Annotated in this window: 16 protein-coding genes; 8 read left to right on the top strand and 8 right to left on the bottom strand. The window is 44.2% G+C overall.

The window, feature by feature from the left end:
• Nucleotide 1: 1 nt before the first annotated feature.
• From LG211_RS13495 to LG211_RS13465, 7 genes are all read left to right on the top strand, one after another.
• Nucleotides 2–346, top strand: a complete 345-nt coding sequence (locus LG211_RS13495) for a hypothetical protein (RefSeq protein ID WP_269477756.1) — start codon at nt 2–4, stop codon at nt 344–346.
• A 3-nt stretch (nt 347–349) separates the two neighbouring features.
• Nucleotides 350–2,599, top strand: coding sequence for a hypothetical protein (locus LG211_RS13490; RefSeq protein WP_269477755.1), 2,250 nt, complete (start codon nt 350–352; stop codon nt 2,597–2,599).
• Between the two features lie 16 nt (nt 2,600–2,615).
• Nucleotides 2,616–3,713 carry a hypothetical protein gene (locus LG211_RS13485; protein ID WP_269477754.1) on the top strand — a complete coding sequence of 366 codons (1,098 nt, stop codon included), beginning with the start codon at nt 2,616–2,618 and terminating at the stop codon, nt 3,711–3,713.
• A gap of 406 nt (nt 3,714–4,119) precedes the next feature.
• Nucleotides 4,120–4,356: a hypothetical protein gene (locus LG211_RS13480; RefSeq protein ID WP_269477753.1), complete on the top strand. Its 237-nt coding sequence runs from the start codon at nt 4,120–4,122 to the stop codon at nt 4,354–4,356.
• Nucleotides 4,357–4,714: 358 nt separating this feature from the next.
• A complete protein-coding gene (locus LG211_RS13475; protein ID WP_269477752.1) occupies nt 4,715–5,416 on the top strand; it encodes a D-Ala-D-Ala carboxypeptidase family metallohydrolase in 702 nt (233 codons plus the stop codon).
• An 8-nt stretch (nt 5,417–5,424) separates the two neighbouring features.
• Entirely contained in the window at nt 5,425–5,625 is a 201-nt protein-coding gene (locus LG211_RS13470; RefSeq protein ID WP_269477751.1) for a hypothetical protein, read from the top strand.
• 5 nt (nt 5,626–5,630) lie between these two features.
• Nucleotides 5,631–5,975, top strand: coding sequence for a phage holin (locus LG211_RS13465; RefSeq protein ID WP_269477750.1), 345 nt, complete (start codon nt 5,631–5,633; stop codon nt 5,973–5,975).
• Between the two features lie 425 nt (nt 5,976–6,400).
• Here the strand turns inward: LG211_RS13465 and LG211_RS13460 are convergent, their stop codons facing one another.
• The 7 genes from LG211_RS13460 to LG211_RS13430 all read right to left on the bottom strand — a co-directional run bounded on the left by LG211_RS13460 (nt 6,401) and on the right by LG211_RS13430 (nt 11,965).
• Nucleotides 6,401–6,685, bottom strand: coding sequence for a tyrosine-type recombinase/integrase (locus LG211_RS13460; protein ID WP_269477749.1), 285 nt, complete (start codon nt 6,683–6,685; stop codon nt 6,401–6,403).
• A gap of 123 nt (nt 6,686–6,808) precedes the next feature.
• Nucleotides 6,809–6,964, bottom strand: coding sequence for a hypothetical protein (locus LG211_RS13455; protein WP_269477748.1), 156 nt, complete (start codon nt 6,962–6,964; stop codon nt 6,809–6,811).
• A gap of 81 nt (nt 6,965–7,045) precedes the next feature.
• Nucleotides 7,046–7,246 (bottom strand): hypothetical protein, encoded by a 201-nt coding sequence (locus LG211_RS13450; RefSeq protein ID WP_269477747.1) that lies wholly within the window; start codon nt 7,244–7,246, stop codon nt 7,046–7,048.
• Between the two features lie 45 nt (nt 7,247–7,291).
• Nucleotides 7,292–7,594 (bottom strand): hypothetical protein, encoded by a 303-nt coding sequence (locus LG211_RS13445; RefSeq protein WP_269477746.1) that lies wholly within the window; start codon nt 7,592–7,594, stop codon nt 7,292–7,294.
• Between the two features lie 308 nt (nt 7,595–7,902).
• The gene (locus tag LG211_RS13440) at nt 7,903–9,300 is read right to left on the bottom strand and encodes a YfcC family protein (RefSeq protein WP_269477745.1); all 1,398 of its coding nucleotides are present in this window, start codon (nt 9,298–9,300) and stop codon (nt 7,903–7,905) included.
• Nucleotides 9,301–9,330: 30 nt separating this feature from the next.
• Nucleotides 9,331–10,527 (bottom strand): M20 family metallopeptidase, encoded by a 1,197-nt coding sequence (locus LG211_RS13435; protein ID WP_269477744.1) that lies wholly within the window; start codon nt 10,525–10,527, stop codon nt 9,331–9,333.
• A 205-nt stretch (nt 10,528–10,732) separates the two neighbouring features.
• Complete coding sequence (locus tag LG211_RS13430; protein WP_269477743.1) at nt 10,733–11,965, bottom strand: amidohydrolase; 1,233 nt, start codon at nt 11,963–11,965, stop codon at nt 10,733–10,735.
• Between the two features lie 71 nt (nt 11,966–12,036).
• Here LG211_RS13430 and LG211_RS13425 point away from each other — a divergent pair, with 71 nt between their 5' ends.
• Nucleotides 12,037–13,485: a sigma-54 interaction domain-containing protein gene (locus LG211_RS13425; protein ID WP_269477742.1), complete on the top strand. Its 1,449-nt coding sequence runs from the start codon at nt 12,037–12,039 to the stop codon at nt 13,483–13,485.
• Nucleotides 13,486–13,984: 499 nt separating this feature from the next.
• Here the strand turns inward: LG211_RS13425 and LG211_RS13420 are convergent, their stop codons facing one another.
• On the bottom strand, nt 13,985–14,893 hold the full coding sequence (locus LG211_RS13420; protein WP_269477741.1) for a DMT family transporter: 909 nt from the start codon (nt 14,891–14,893) through the stop codon (nt 13,985–13,987).
• Nucleotides 14,894–14,981 lie beyond the last annotated feature (88 nt).

Raw genomic sequence — 14,981 nt, 5'->3', positions numbered from 1 at the left:
AATGGCAAATTTTCTAAAAGTGGGGAGCACAGTTCTCCCCACACCAACAAGTTTGACAGTAAAAAAAGAGCCGGTCTGGAGTTCTGATACCGGAAGAACCCAAAGTGGGAAAATGTCTGGGAATGTAGTGGCGGAAAAAATAACGGCATCGGTCAAATGGAACGTTTTACCAAAGAGTAAAATGGATCTGATTGAAAAGCATCTGAAGCTTGGATTCTTTTCTGTCACTCTAAATGATTTAGGTACTTTTCCGGCTTACAGAGGGCCGATCCAAGCTGAACGGTGGAATCGCGGTAACAGTGAAGTGTGGTACCGAAACATATCCATAGACTTGATCGAGAGGTAAAATATGATACCGGTAACGGATAAATACAAAAACACAGACAAATACAACCGACACTATCGGGCCCTGGTCAAGGTGCAGCTGGCCGACACGACCATGCTCACAATCGACGACGACAACATCATGAGCGGCGGGCTGTCGATTGAGACAGCTACCAGCCAGAGTAATAGTTTTGAGATTGGCAGCATGGTGATTGGCAAACTGACCTTGCGGATCAGTAATGCTGACGAGGAGTTTACACCCTATGACTTTACCGGCGCCGAGATCAGCGTGCAGATCGGCCTTGATCTTGAGGACGGAACTACGGAGTGGCTGGACAAGGGCGTCTTTACCTCAGAGCGTGCGGCCACCTCTGGGAGCGTCTGGACCATCACGGCTTACGACAACATGGCAAGGCTGGATCAGGACTACAGCAAGAGTAACCTGACCTATCCGGCAACGGTGCGGCAGATCGCAAACGACGCCTGTAATGTCTGCGGGTTGGTGCTGGCGCCGGACAGTTTTGCAGGAGAGAATTATATAATCAATAAGCGGCCAGAGGGTGAGAATCTGACCTTCCGGGCCGTGCTGTCTTATGCGGCGCAAATCACCGGCAACTATGGCTATTGTGATACATCAGGGCATTTGACGTTTGGTTGGTACGATGCGGACACGCTGAGACATTATGGCTATGATGGCGGCCGGTTTGATGATTACGACATAAACGCCTACACCACCGGCGACACTTGCGATGGCGGGACATTTTATGATTATACGGACGGTGATACATACGACGAAGGCACCTTTGAGCAATGGGCGGAAGAACATAGTCTGTATGATGTTGCGAGTCTTAATGTTGATCTCTGGGATGTACTGATCACCGGCGTGCGAGTCAATACAACCGAAATGTTTACGGTAGAGACTACGGACGATGAAGGTAACGTGGAAACAACCGAGGAAGAGCGCTCAGCGTCGTATCTGTACGGCGAAGAGGGATATGTCATAACGATCGAAAATAACCCGCTCATACCGTGCAGTAAAGTCAAAGAGGTAGCGGAGCAGATCGGCAGCCGGATCGTCGGCGTGCGGTTCCGTCCGCTCGATGTGACGATGCAGTCTGACCCATGTATCGAAGCTGGGGACCTTGCAACGGTGACGGACTACCGGGGGCTGACCTACAGCACGATTCTGACCAATGTCACCTATACCCTTGGCGGAAACAGTAAATACAGTTGCGGGGCGGTCAGTGCATCGGAGCAGGCCAGCCAACGGCCCAGCGTGGCCGATCAGAAGCTTGAGCAGGTGAAGAAGCATACAGACGCCAAAATACAGAACCATCGGACCGAAATGCAGCGGCTCACGGGCCTTGTCACAAAGTCCCTGGGCATTTTTAAAACCGAGGTGCGGCAAAGTGACGGGAGTGCTATTTTTTACATGCACGACCGGCCGAAGCTGGAAGAGTCACAGACGATCTGGCGGATGTCAGCCGGGGTGTTTAGCGTATCGACGGACGGCGGGAAAACCTGGAATGCCGGGATTGATGCGCAAGGAAATGCCGTGGTCAATATGCTCTCAGCGATTGGCATCAATTTTGACTGGGCCAGGGGCGGTCAGTTGACCCTTGGCGGGCGTAGTAATGCAAACGGGACCTTCCGGCTGCTGGCGAATGACGACAGCGAAATGATCGTCATGAATTATGACGGGATCAAGCTTGCCGGAGGTGCGTCTCTGATGAGTGCGAATGGGGTATGTGGTAACTTGCAGTTTATCAGCAACGGCGGCGCGCCTGCATTTTTAGGAAGCGGGACAGAACTCTATTTAGAGGGCATGGCCGGCAGCATCTATATATACGCCAATATCCCGGATAATTACGTCGTGGAAAAAGCGATCCTGACATTAAAGAGTAATGCTGGTGTTTGGAATAAATGGGAATCCGATGGAACTGTCACAGGCTACTCACGAAACATCCGGCTCTATAAAGGGACGTCCAATGCGGGGCTTGCGATGGGCGGCGACTTACCGGGTAATGCAGATATCGCCTCTGTAGGAGACTGGGATCAGATTACTAGCGGAGGGTTTTTGACAGCAGGAATTGCCGGAAGTATGACCCAGGCAACAAAAACAGTCGTATCGGGAAATCTTGCGCCGGTGCTATCTAACGGCCTTAATGTGCTACGGTTGGCTGCAACAGAATCATCGGCGGCAGCGGACACGGCAATGGCTTACGTAGGCACCGGAATAGCGATCCTGGACGTTATCGGCTACAGCAAAAACTAAGGAAAGGAAGGAACACATGGCAATACAAAACAGGCGTGGAGCCTATGGAGATTTTAACCCGGACAAGCTTAAATCAGGCGAATGGGCAACGGTTATGAGCGGCGATCCCAATGCGGCAGATGGCCGGGCGACGTATTTGTGTTATGAGCCGGGAGTGGTCAAAAGGATGGCAACATTTGAAGATATGGAAGAGAATGTTGAATTATCTCTCGATCATATCTTTGACCGGTTTACAGCAGATATGCAGAAAGCCTTTGACAACGCAAACGCCGCTCTTGCCACAATGCAGACGGCGACCACAGCGGCTAATAATGCGGCATCAAATGCAAATACCAAGGCCACAGCCGCAAATACAGCGGCCACGAACGCAAATAGTAAGGCTGCCCTTGCAGACACGGCGGCCAGCAACGCAAATGCCAAAGCATCGGCTGCAGAAACAGCAGCGAGTAATGCAAACGCAAAGGCAACGGCGGCAAATACGGCGGCAGGATCGGCCAATACAGCGGCTACAAATGCAAACAGTAAGGCAACAGCAGCAGAGGCAGCGGCCAAGACTGCAAATGATATAGCTACCCTGGTGCGGCAGAAGTTAAATAACGGAGATTTTAATGGTCAGGCAGCAACGGTATCGGTTGGCAATGTGACCACGGGTGCGCCGGGCAGCAGCGTGCAGATCACAGCAAGGGGTACATCCACGAATGTGATTTTAGACTTTGCGATACCCCAAGGGGCTAAAGGCGATCCAGGCACAATCACAAACCTGTCTGCTCAACCGGTCACCTTTACGGTTGCCAGCAGCGACGTGGACATAAAGACCGGTGAGACGCTGGCAACGATCTTCGGCAAGCTGCTCAAGAGCGTGCAGGTATTACGGTCTGGCCTTGCAGGTAAGGCGACAAGCGGGCATAAACATAGCGCCGGGGATATTACATCCGGGACCTTGCCAGTTGCGAGAGGCGGGACCGGTCAAACCTCTCTTGCAAATGTAAAAAATAGCTTTGGGATCACGGCTCTGGAAACCTCTTTGGCAAACCTCATTTCAGACGAAACCATCGCCGCTGCCAAGGCCGCAGGCATTGATTTGTCGGGGGGGGGGGGGGGTACTAAATCTTAATAGGTTGGTGCAGCTGTTTTTGACCAATCCGGTGATAGCGGAATATGACAGCGGAGACTGGCATGTAAAAATACACGCAAATGGATGGGTGGAACAGGAAGGGATCATAAACGTAAGTCTCACAGCGTCTACCCTCAGTGGTTCAACAGGATTTTATTGCAGGAATGGCATGGTAGGATTCCCCGTTGCGGTCGATATAACAAGACCTCATAGTGTCTACGGGATAGACGCATCAGGCGGAGCAAGCGGTATTCGGGCACTTTTCCAGGACAGCGAAAGACTTGCAATGCTGACATTTTGCGCTACCATATCGTCCGTTGCGGTTACGATGGCAATATCAATAAAAGTATCTGGTTATAAAAAATAAAGACACCTCTCCCGCCGGAGGGGTGGGAAAGGAAAGAGAATGGAATATACAATAGAAGAAAAAGTATTAATGCACGACAGACTCTCAAGGGAACTGATTGATCGAATTACAGTAAAAGAATTTGATCTCACACTATTAAACGGCTGGACAAACTCAGCAGGGGAAAACGAAATCGTGAAAGCAAGAATAAAAGACGGAATCATGACGGTAACCGGTCAGATGTCTTCCGGCACGATCACAAGAAATACGCCGATCTTTAATTTTCCGGATGGCTAACGTTTCCGCTTGAGCCAGGCTGTGCAATATATACGACACCAAAGTATCGCATCATAGGAAAAAATGGGTCAATGTTTGGCTCGATCACGCTGAACAAAGACTTGCCAGCAACATATGTCAAAATTGGAAAACTACCCTGTACATTATTGGAAAATCAGTATATGACACCAACTTGCAACGCCGGAGTGATGATTGTAGGGTACATAAACAAATCGGGAGAAATCTTTATAGCGACGAATGGAAATACGCTACCGCCAGGCGTTTTGATACCGTTCGCCGGATCATTTATAGTAGATTAACCAAGACCTCAAGGGGTCTATTTTTATACCCTCGAAGAGAGAGGGAGAAAGGAATTATTATGGCTATCAAAAAATACAGTAAGAAAAAACATGGCAGTAAAAAGCTGGCCGAAAACTTTAAGGTCAGTGAGTTTGGCTGCCCAGGGACGGACAAGATTCTGATTGACGAGCGGTTACCAAAGTACCTGCAGAAACTGCGGAATTACTTTGAAAAGAAGGCTAAAAATCCAAAAACCGTGTCTATAACAATCACGTCCGGGTACCGCAGCCCGGCGTATAACCGAAAGGTCGGTGGCAGCAGCAACAGCAGACATTTGGAAGGGAGGGCCGTAGATGTGAACGTCTGGATGGACGGTAAACGTGTGGCGTCAAAATATATTATGTGTGCTGCTCAGGACCTTGGTTTCATTGGGATCGGATGTATCTCTTCTACCGCCGCTCATCTGGATTTTAAGAAAGGCGGAACATATCGATACGATGAAAGAAAGCGAAATAAATATGGGTATTTCTTGTCGTTTTCGGACTGCTATAAGTATTTCGGCGTAAAGAAAAAATCGGGCAGCAGTACCAAAAAAGGCAAAACGATGTATGTTAAAGCGAAAGCCGGACTGAATGTCCGCAACAAAGCTTCTATTAAAGGTAAGAAGGTTGGCGCATTGAAAAATGGTACGAAGGTAACTGTAGTGGAGACCAAGGGTAGCTGGTGCAGAATTGGCACCGGAAAATGGGTAGCTAAAAAGTATCTGATCAGCAAGAAGTAGGTGTCAGCATGAGTACAGAATTTTGGATTCAGATGGTTGTATATGCGGCGAGTTTTGGTCTTTTTGCGGGAAGGATCACGACAAAGATCAATAACCTTGAAAAGAAACAGGACAAGCATAACAACCTGATCGAGAGAATGGCGGTCGTGGAGCAGAGCGTAAAGTCCGCCCACCATCGCATGGATGAGCATTTAGAAAAGAAAGGATAAAAGATATGAAAATAAACTGGAAAGTAAGATTAAAGAGTAAAGCGTTTTGGGTAGCCGTGATCCCGGCGGTGATCCTGCTGATTCAGGCAGTCACGGCGATCTTTGGGTGTAGCATAGATTTGACCGTCATACAGGACAGGCTACTGTCTGTAGTCAATGCGGTATTTGTATTGCTGTCTGTATTGGGCATTGTTGTTGACAATACCACAGCAGGACTGTCGGACAGCGAGCAGGCCCTTACATATGAAGAACCACGAAGAGATTACATTGAAGAGGCAGAACTTGAAAGTGACCTGGCCGGCGAGAATGAAGAAGTAACGATTGAAGAGGGAATTGAAACAACCGAATAGCCCATACCTATGCCCCGGGGGAGTGATTTCCTTCCGGGGCTTTTTTGTTTGATGTTTTACCCCAATTCTACCCCAATCTAATGCTATTTTTTGATAGAGAATAAATTATAATAAAATCAAAAACGTTGATAAATACAGCTTTTTACAACTTTTACCGCATAATAATTTTAATAAATACCGGTTCAGTTTTTCTCTTAATCAGGGTGTCCAGGGTTCGAACCCCTGATGGTGTACCAATTTCGAGGCCTTGCAGGTGATTCTGCAAGGTTTTTTCTTTATCCTTGCAGATATTGGAATTTCAACCGTTTCAAGGAGTGTGAGTGCTGTCTGAAATGAATAGATTCGAGTGTAAAAGGCACGTGTTAATGTTTACACTTTTTCAAAAACGCTTACACTATTTTCGATTTGCTTACATTATAAAAAATTTATGCCAGAGCACGTTCCATCTGTTCGATTCGTTCATCTTCCGCGCTTCTGTCAAAGCAATAATTATTGTAAGCAGTTCTTCCATCTGCATGTCCGGCCATCTCACGAATAGTGTTGATATTCATATTGGCATCGATCATTGAAGAAATCACCGTCTTACGTGATTTGTGGGAGCTTTTCACCTCTATACTCATTTTATTGCAGTACTTCCTGTAAAGGTCAGAAACAGCATAATACGATACAGGCTCATCAGTTATCGAAAAAATAGATCTGTCTGTGCTCACGCCAAGTTTTTTCTGACGGTTCCTGGCCCTTTAAATAATAGGAAGAGTCTCGGAAGTCAGAATAACCTCTCTGTCGCCATATGTTCCTTTTGTATGTTCCACGATTTCCTTCGTATCCCTTCTTCACATACGCTGTACGTGTGGATATCTGCTATTCATATCTTCATAACGAAGTGCCACCAATTCTCCGATCCTGACACCAGTCTCAAACTGGAACAACACCGCCAGCGGAGAAAGCTGATGAACCTTGACACGATTTTCAAAATCATCCCATGCCATTCTTTTGAGCTGTGCTTCCTCGATTCCGCAATAATGGTTGTAGAGTGCTTCATGAAGCTTTTCTTCAGAGGATTTCGCTATCTACCGTCTGTTTTTAGGATGATTTTCATCATATGCATATGTTGTCCAGCGGCCGTTCTTCCCTTGTTTGATAGAGTATGGGTGCCCTAGCAAAATTTTCTGCAGTTTCGGTTTTTTTATGTCATTTTCCACATTGCCTAAGTCAATGATACCGTTTTCAACAAGGTATTGCAATACTTCATTTGAACTGGAATTATTCACCGGGGCACCTCCTTTCCTCGTTAATTCTGATTCTGCAACTTACTGCTATCTACAGCGTTCATGTTCTCTTTTCTTTACTTCTGATTTGATAATTACCTGTTGAAGAGGTTTCATCTGCTGTTTCTTTGATATTTCTTCTCTGATTTTCGGGTTGTCTTCCAGAATACGCTCCGCTGCTTTAAATTCTTTTCGCAGCGCAGTGAGCTTTGCTGTGCATTCATCCCGCTGCGACTTCAGCTGTGATTCTGCTTCAGGATCATTGCATCGTCTGAGGCTGTTGTATATTTTGTTTCTGTTTGCCTTGATGCTTTTCATCACAGAATCAGTCTGAGATATGAAGCTTGTCACATCATCAAGCTTCTTGAAACTGTACTTACTTATGAGTCTTATTTGCTGACTCGTTCTGTCAATACGTCTCCATGCTTCTACCATTTCTAGCGAAAGCGGCTTGCGTTTTGTTCCTCTCGACAGATATCCCAGCAGATAACAGTTGTGATAATACAGCCCTTTCAGTCCGCCTATCTTACGAGTAGCTCTCTGTCTGACCTTTATCCCTTAAAGCAGCAAACTGTAATTTTTTTTGCTTGCTGCAGTAGGTCCTGAATGGCGAGTCGATCAGTTTAGTGGTTGCATACTTTCTCTACGAACTTTTCTGTTTATGTAGGGAATATCTGTAACCCTATCGTCAATGCCACTGCACCGATAACCCAAAGTACGATTATCAACGGAAGTACAAACTTAAGGAATTTTGTCCAAGGTATACCTGCCATAGTAAGGCTTGCCATTAATACCCCGTTAGTTGGAGTTATAAAACTTGTTATACCTGTTCCGAACTGGTATGCGGTGATTATATTCTGTCTTGATACACCAACAAGATCTGCCAGTGGCGCCATAATCGGAATAGTAAGTGCTGCATGACCCGATGATGATGGAACAAAGAAGCAAATAATATTCTGAATTATGAGCATCAGGTTGATAAATATTGTCTTAGGAAGGCCACCCAACATACCTGCTGCAGCATTTAATATAGTATCTATTATTTTACCATCCTGAGCTATTATGATTATTGCTCTTGCAAGGCCGATTACCAGAGCAGCATAAATCAAATCCTTGGAACCTGCTATAAATGCATCTGCAATCTCATCCTGTTTCAGCCCGCCGGCAATTCCACCGAATACACCAATCATCATGAATATCATTGAAATCTCCTGAGTATACCAGCCTTTGGCCAGAACGCCCCATACCATTACAGCCATTCCAACACCAAATACCAGCAGAACAGCTCCGTCACGCTTTGTAAATTTCTTTACATTGGATGAATCCTTCTGTAATTTTTCGCGGTTAATCTGATCCAGTGCATATACCGTTGAGGCTTCGGGAATTTTCTTGACCCTTCTTGCATACATTATTACAAATGCTATTGATACAGTCATCATAATCACCCAGATGATACCTCTGTATACTATACCGGAGCCTGGAGGAAGCTCTGCAAGGGACTGTGCAAGGCCTACAGAGAAAGGATTTACTGTTGATGCGCAAGTTCCTGCCGCAGCTCCAATATATACTATAGAAAGTCCCGTCAAGGAATCATATCCTAAAGCCATCATCAATGGAATGAAAATCATATAAAACGGTAATGTTTCTTCACACATACCGAATGTAGTTCCACCAAGTCCGAACAGAATCATACATAGAGGAATAATAAACAATTCCTTCCGTCCGAATATCTTTGTAGCTTTTCCTATTCCTGCCTCTATTGCCCCAGTGCTGTTTATTACGCCGAAAGCGCCACCTACAATAAGAACAAACGCAATAGTTTCAGCTGCATCAATTATTCCCTTAATAGGCGATGTGAAAAAGTCATCAATCCCCTGTGGATTTGACTCAACCTCATGATATGTTCCTGGAATAACTACTGTTCTTCCGTCATCTGTTTCCATCGTATCAAACACTCCGCTTGGAACGATCCATGTCAGAATAGTCATGAAAAGAATGATACAGAAAATGATGGTATACGTATGCGGGATACTAAATTTTCTTTTCTTGTTGTTCATTTTTTTCTCCTAAACATTACATTACAATAACTACTTTTGCTCCTCGAGCTGCTTTTTCGCCGTTTCAACAATATCCGAATCATCAAAAATATCTATTGCCATACCGGCAAAACTTCTAATCATCTGGTGCATTTTCCTGTATGCAGTCTCTGAATTGGCATATTTAAGTGCCTCTCTGTCATGCACCTTAAATAGCAGTCCATCATCAAGAGCAATCTCTGCATAAAGTGTAGGAACATGGTAACTTACGTTGCCTATGTCCGTCGAGCCCGGCGCAGGATCCCATTCTCTGTAAACCTGAGAAAAACCGTTTTCTTTCATATTGTTTTCTGCAAGCTTACCAAGAACAGGAATCGTAATAATATCATCAAAGGAAGGGTCCGGTCTTGTTATCTCCAGTTTAGCCCCTGTCATAAGTTCTGCCCCTCTGGCACAGTTTATGACACGCTGCGTAACAGCATCTACATTGGCGCGTTTCTTTCCTCTTACGTAAAATGCACACTCGGCCCTTTCCGGAATAATGTTCACAGCCTGCCCTCCGTCTGTTATAATTCCGTGAATTCTTATATCCGGTGTAACCTGCTGGCGCATAGCGTTTATGCCATCAAATGTCAGATGAACTGCATCAAGCGCATTTATTCCATCATGCGGAAACTGTGCAGCATGTGCTGCCTTTCCTGAAAATTTGAATTTCAGCGAGTCCATAGCCAACGCCGGAGCCATGATATCCGTTCGTTCTTCCAGATGAGCCTGTAAAACGATATCAACATCATCAAAGCATCCTTCTTCGATCATTTTAATTTTTGCACCATAGGTCTCCTCCGCAGGAGTTCCCATCAGAACTATTGTCCCCTGCAGGTTTTCCACCATACTGCCTATAGTAATAGCAGTTCCAGCCGTTACTGCAGCTATCCAGTTATGACCGCAGGCATGTGCCGCAGCACCATTATCCCCATATCCTGGTAAAGCATCATACTCTGCAAGCAGTGCTACAACAGGGCCTGAGCCATTTTTCTTTTCTGCTCTGAATGCAGTTTTTTCATTCCCATAAGGAATACTCACATCAAAGGCATAGCTGCGCATTAACTCTGCAAGGTAGTTAGAACTCTCATATTCATCTCCGCCAAGTTCCGGATGTCTGAAAATATAGTCGCTTACACCTTCAAATACATCAGCAAACTTTTCTTCTATTTGGGCGGCAAGGAGCTTTTTTTCTTTCTTGTCCATAAATACCTCCTAAATATTTCATCTTGCATTTACTTATTTAGCAAGCGTTGTGCCAAATAAGAGCGCAAAAATCATAGTGCTTTACAAATCCTTGAAATTACAAACATTATAGCCTTTTAATTTTTTTCTGAAATAAAAAAGACTTTGATTTCAAATCATAATCGACTTAAAATCAAAGTCATTTTTAAATTAATTCATATTCGACTTAAATCATTTTAGACTCGCAGACTGCTTTTTCTCTCATCATTTTCCCATGCTCTTTTTTTATATCTTCAACAAGTTCCTGATTATTATATAATTCCATTAATACTTCTGCCATTATCTTCGATACCTGTTTAAGCTTTTTCAAAGAATATTCCGAGTTGACATAATTTAAAGCGATCTTGTCATGAACTCTGAAATCTTTATTCGCTTCTACATCAAATTCCATATATAATGTAGGGCACACATGGCTCACATTACCTATGTCTGCCGAAGAAAATCCTGCAATACTTTCATAGTCTTCATTAATCCTTATTCCTTCATTCACAATATATTGCTCCGCAGTTTTTTGCAACAGTGGTAGATTGAGCATATCATCATGAGGATTTTCAACGTATGACATGGTCATCTCAGCACCCGCCATCAGTGCCGCACCCTCTGCACACCTTATTATTTTAGGTTTAATAGTTTCAAGCTGCTTCCTGCTGTCTGCTCTGATATAGTATTTACATGCGGCAATATCAGGGATAACACTTGGTGCTTCGCCTCCCTCTGAAATTACACCATGTATCTTGATGCCTGATCCCAAATAAGGTCTTAACGCATTGACTCCAATAAACATAAACTGTACCGCATCAAGTGCATTTATACCTTCTTCAGGTGATGAGGATGCATGACTCGCTCTGCCTCTGAATTTAAACTCTATAGCATCAAGAGCGAGGAACTTACATGCCACAGTTGTATAATGTTCAAGATGCGATTGAATAACAACATCAACATCATCAAATGCATGTGCTTTAATCATTTCAGCCTTGCAGCCCAGATTTTCCATTGCAGGTGTTCCAAGTAATCTCAGAGTTCCACTGAATTCATCCTTCATTTCACTCATGATCATTGCCGTTCCCATACCTACAGCAGAAATCCAGTTATGTCCGCAGGCATGCGCCAGACTTCCATCCGGGCCAAACCCCGGAAGTGCATCATATTCAACAACCACCGCCAACACAGGGCCCTGCCCGTTCTGGAATTCAGCCATAAAAGCAGTATCAAGGCCACAGTAGTTTTCCACAGTCCTGAATCCCATTTTATCTGCAATATCGATAAGGTACTTGCTGGCAATGTATTCCTCTCCGCCAAGTTCCGGATTTTTGAACAGGAAATCACTTATTCCTTTCATTTTGTCTATATATTTATCAACTTGTTTTTCAATCTGCTTGATCTGTCTGTACTCTATCATAGTTTTCCTCCAACGAGTTTAATATATCACATATGTCCTAATTTTACAAAACAGATGACGAAAAGCTACGAATGTTTTATAATATTGCTATGAATAACGAATTTGATTTTTTACAATTAAATAAACTTCTTAACAAACTTACTGATGGAATAGTTCTTACTGATATCAGCGGTATTGTGCTGTTTTGCAATGACACTGCTGCTGCAAATTACGGAATATCGAAATACTCTCTGACGGGAACATCCATAGAGACTCTGGTTGAGAAACAACTCGTAGATCAGTCATTTAACCAGCTTGCTGCATCAACCGGCAAACCTGTCACTTACGAGCAGATTTGCAAATCCAAGAAGCAGCTGATAAACAAAACTATACCTGTTTTTGATAAAAAGCAAAAACTTGAATTTATTATAGAACAAACATATTGTGTAGACGAACTGGCTTTTGAATCCAATAATAAAATAAGTGATTCTCCAGTCATCAAGCAGGCTGCTGTACCTCAGCCTACCGTTCCTGAGAACAATCTGATAACTGAATTCAAAAGCAAAGCAATGTCTCAGGTATACAGCCTTGCCGATAACATGGCTCCAAAGAATATTAACATTCTCATTCTGGGTCCTTCCGGAACAGGTAAATCATGTCTGGCAAAAAGGATACATGATAACAGCACCAGAAAAAACGGGCCTTTCGTAACCATAAACTGCTCTACAATTCCAGAAAATCTTATTGAATCAGAGCTTTTTGGCTATATGAAGGGTGCCTTCAGCGGGGCCAGCGATCGCGGCAAACAAGGTCTTGTGGAACTAGCCGATGGTGGTACCCTTTTCCTCGATGAAATAGGCGAAATCCCCCTGAGCCTTCAAGCCAAGATTCTGCAGCTTGTTCAGGACAAAACCTACCTCCCTGTTGGTGGCGTGCAGCCGAAGCAGATAGATGCCAGAATAATAGCTGCTACAAATAAGAATCTGTTTCTTCAGGTTAAGGATGGTGTATTCCGTGAAGATCTCTATTACCGTCTTGCTGTAGTGACAATTACAATGCCGGCACTTAAAGGTCGCTATGAGGATATTGAACTGCTTATCCATCACTTCACACATATATTCAATCATAAGCACAAAACCGATGCTGTATTCTCAAAAAAAGCTATGGAACTTATGCTTGATTATTCGTGGCCTGGCAATGTCCGAGAGCTTGAACATCTGATAGAATTTCTGATACTGAATGCCGATGAAGGATATATTACTCCACAGATGCTGCCTTCACAAATCATAAACGAATCTGAACTACCTGAGCACAACGGCAGCTTCACGCCTGCATCGGATTTCATCAGCATATCGCCATCCGTTTCAGATACCAGCAAACTTGATGCAGTAGACTCTTTTGATAATTACATCGAATCATGCGAGAGCCAGCTTATAAATCATCTCTATTTAGAGTACAACAATTCATACAAACTTGCAGACAGATTAAAAATATCACAGAGTAAAGCAAATAGATTGATAAGGAAATACGTCAAAAAATAATGAACAAGAGTGACACTTTTCCACCATGCAAGCCCCCCTAAGCAGCATCCGCCAAAATGCTTACACTTGTGCTTACACTCGAATCAGGCAACGTGTCAAACCTCTATTTTTCAATACTTTCAGATTTTGATAATTGTTCGAACCCTTGATGGTGTATCAAAATGCAAAGATACCGCAGACAGCTGGTATCTTTTTTTGTAAAAAGGCCGCGATGGGTTCGAACCCGAAAGGCGCGAGTGTAAAGCGAGATGGTCCGGCGGAACCATCGAGTAAGGCGCGGTCCAAGACGATTGAAAGAGGAGCCGCCGGACGGCAGGCCGCGAAGCGGGTTGAATAAACCATAAAATTCTAACGTTTTAGAACGTTCTATGATTCCCAAACAGACAATCTGAGACACTTTAATTTCCCGCATCGTTGATTTATATCCTTTGTAAACCCGTTGATAAGTCTGGTGCATCTAGATGTTTTCTTCACACCGCACCCGTTGTTACGGACACTTTTATTCGGCGCCGACCTTCGGCCTGTCAGCCAGGGCAACTATGGTAATCGATGCTATGATTACAGCTCCGCCCAGCAGCTGCATCGTGTTTAATAACGTCCCAAATAAAATCCATGTGACAATAACCGCTGTGAAAGGCAGCAGGTTCATCATAATGGCGGTTGTTGTTACTGCCAACCTTCCGACCCCATAAAGATAGAAAAGCTGACTGATTCCGATAAGAAGGACAGCCGCCGCCATAATGAGGATTAACTGGATTGGAGTGAGCTGCAGAACGTGCTCCGGATGATAGAGCAAGAAAAGCGGCAGATCGATCAATGCTCCCGCTGTAAAAAAACCGGTCGTCATTGCCAAGATGGAATACTTGTTATTTAACGGTTTGGCGACAATCGTATAACCAACCCAGCAGCAAGCAGCAATGAGCACCAGAATGATCCCCAAGAGACTGCCGCTGAAATCGCCTTCTTCTGCGCCCATAAGAATCACGGCCACACCAGCAATGGACGCCAGAACGCCAAGCAATTTTACTTTTGTAATTTTATTTTTATATACGATGGCATCTCCGATTATTCCAAAGAGAGGGACAGTTGCAAACAACAGCGACGAAAGAGAGGCTCCCGTAAGCGTAATCCCGATGGCTTCGATGATATAATAGAGCCCGGATCCAAGAGCGCCGCCAATCAGAAATCTTGGTATGTCTTCCTTTTGAAAAGGCAGCTTCTTTTCTTTGATCTTAAGTACAATCAGAAATAAAATAGCGATCAGCGCAAGTCTCAAGAACACCAGACTCACCGAGTCTATGTATGCGGAAATATATTCAATAAAGACAAAATCCAATCCGCCTGCCACCGGTAAAACCGTAGCCGCCAATACTGGCTTTATTTTTTTGTCCGTTGTTTGTAAATCCATCTTCTCTCCTCCTGAATTAAGTTTTGAATTCTATGTTCTCATGGTAAACCTTAAACTTACTTGAATGTCAATGGTTATTTTGATAGAA

The sequence above is a fragment of the Hominibacterium faecale genome (genome assembly GCF_020734085.1).
GTDB classification, from domain to species: Bacteria; Bacillota; Clostridia; order Peptostreptococcales; family Anaerovoracaceae; genus Hominibacterium; species Hominibacterium faecale.
This window is presented reverse-complemented; position numbering and strand designations above follow the sequence as displayed.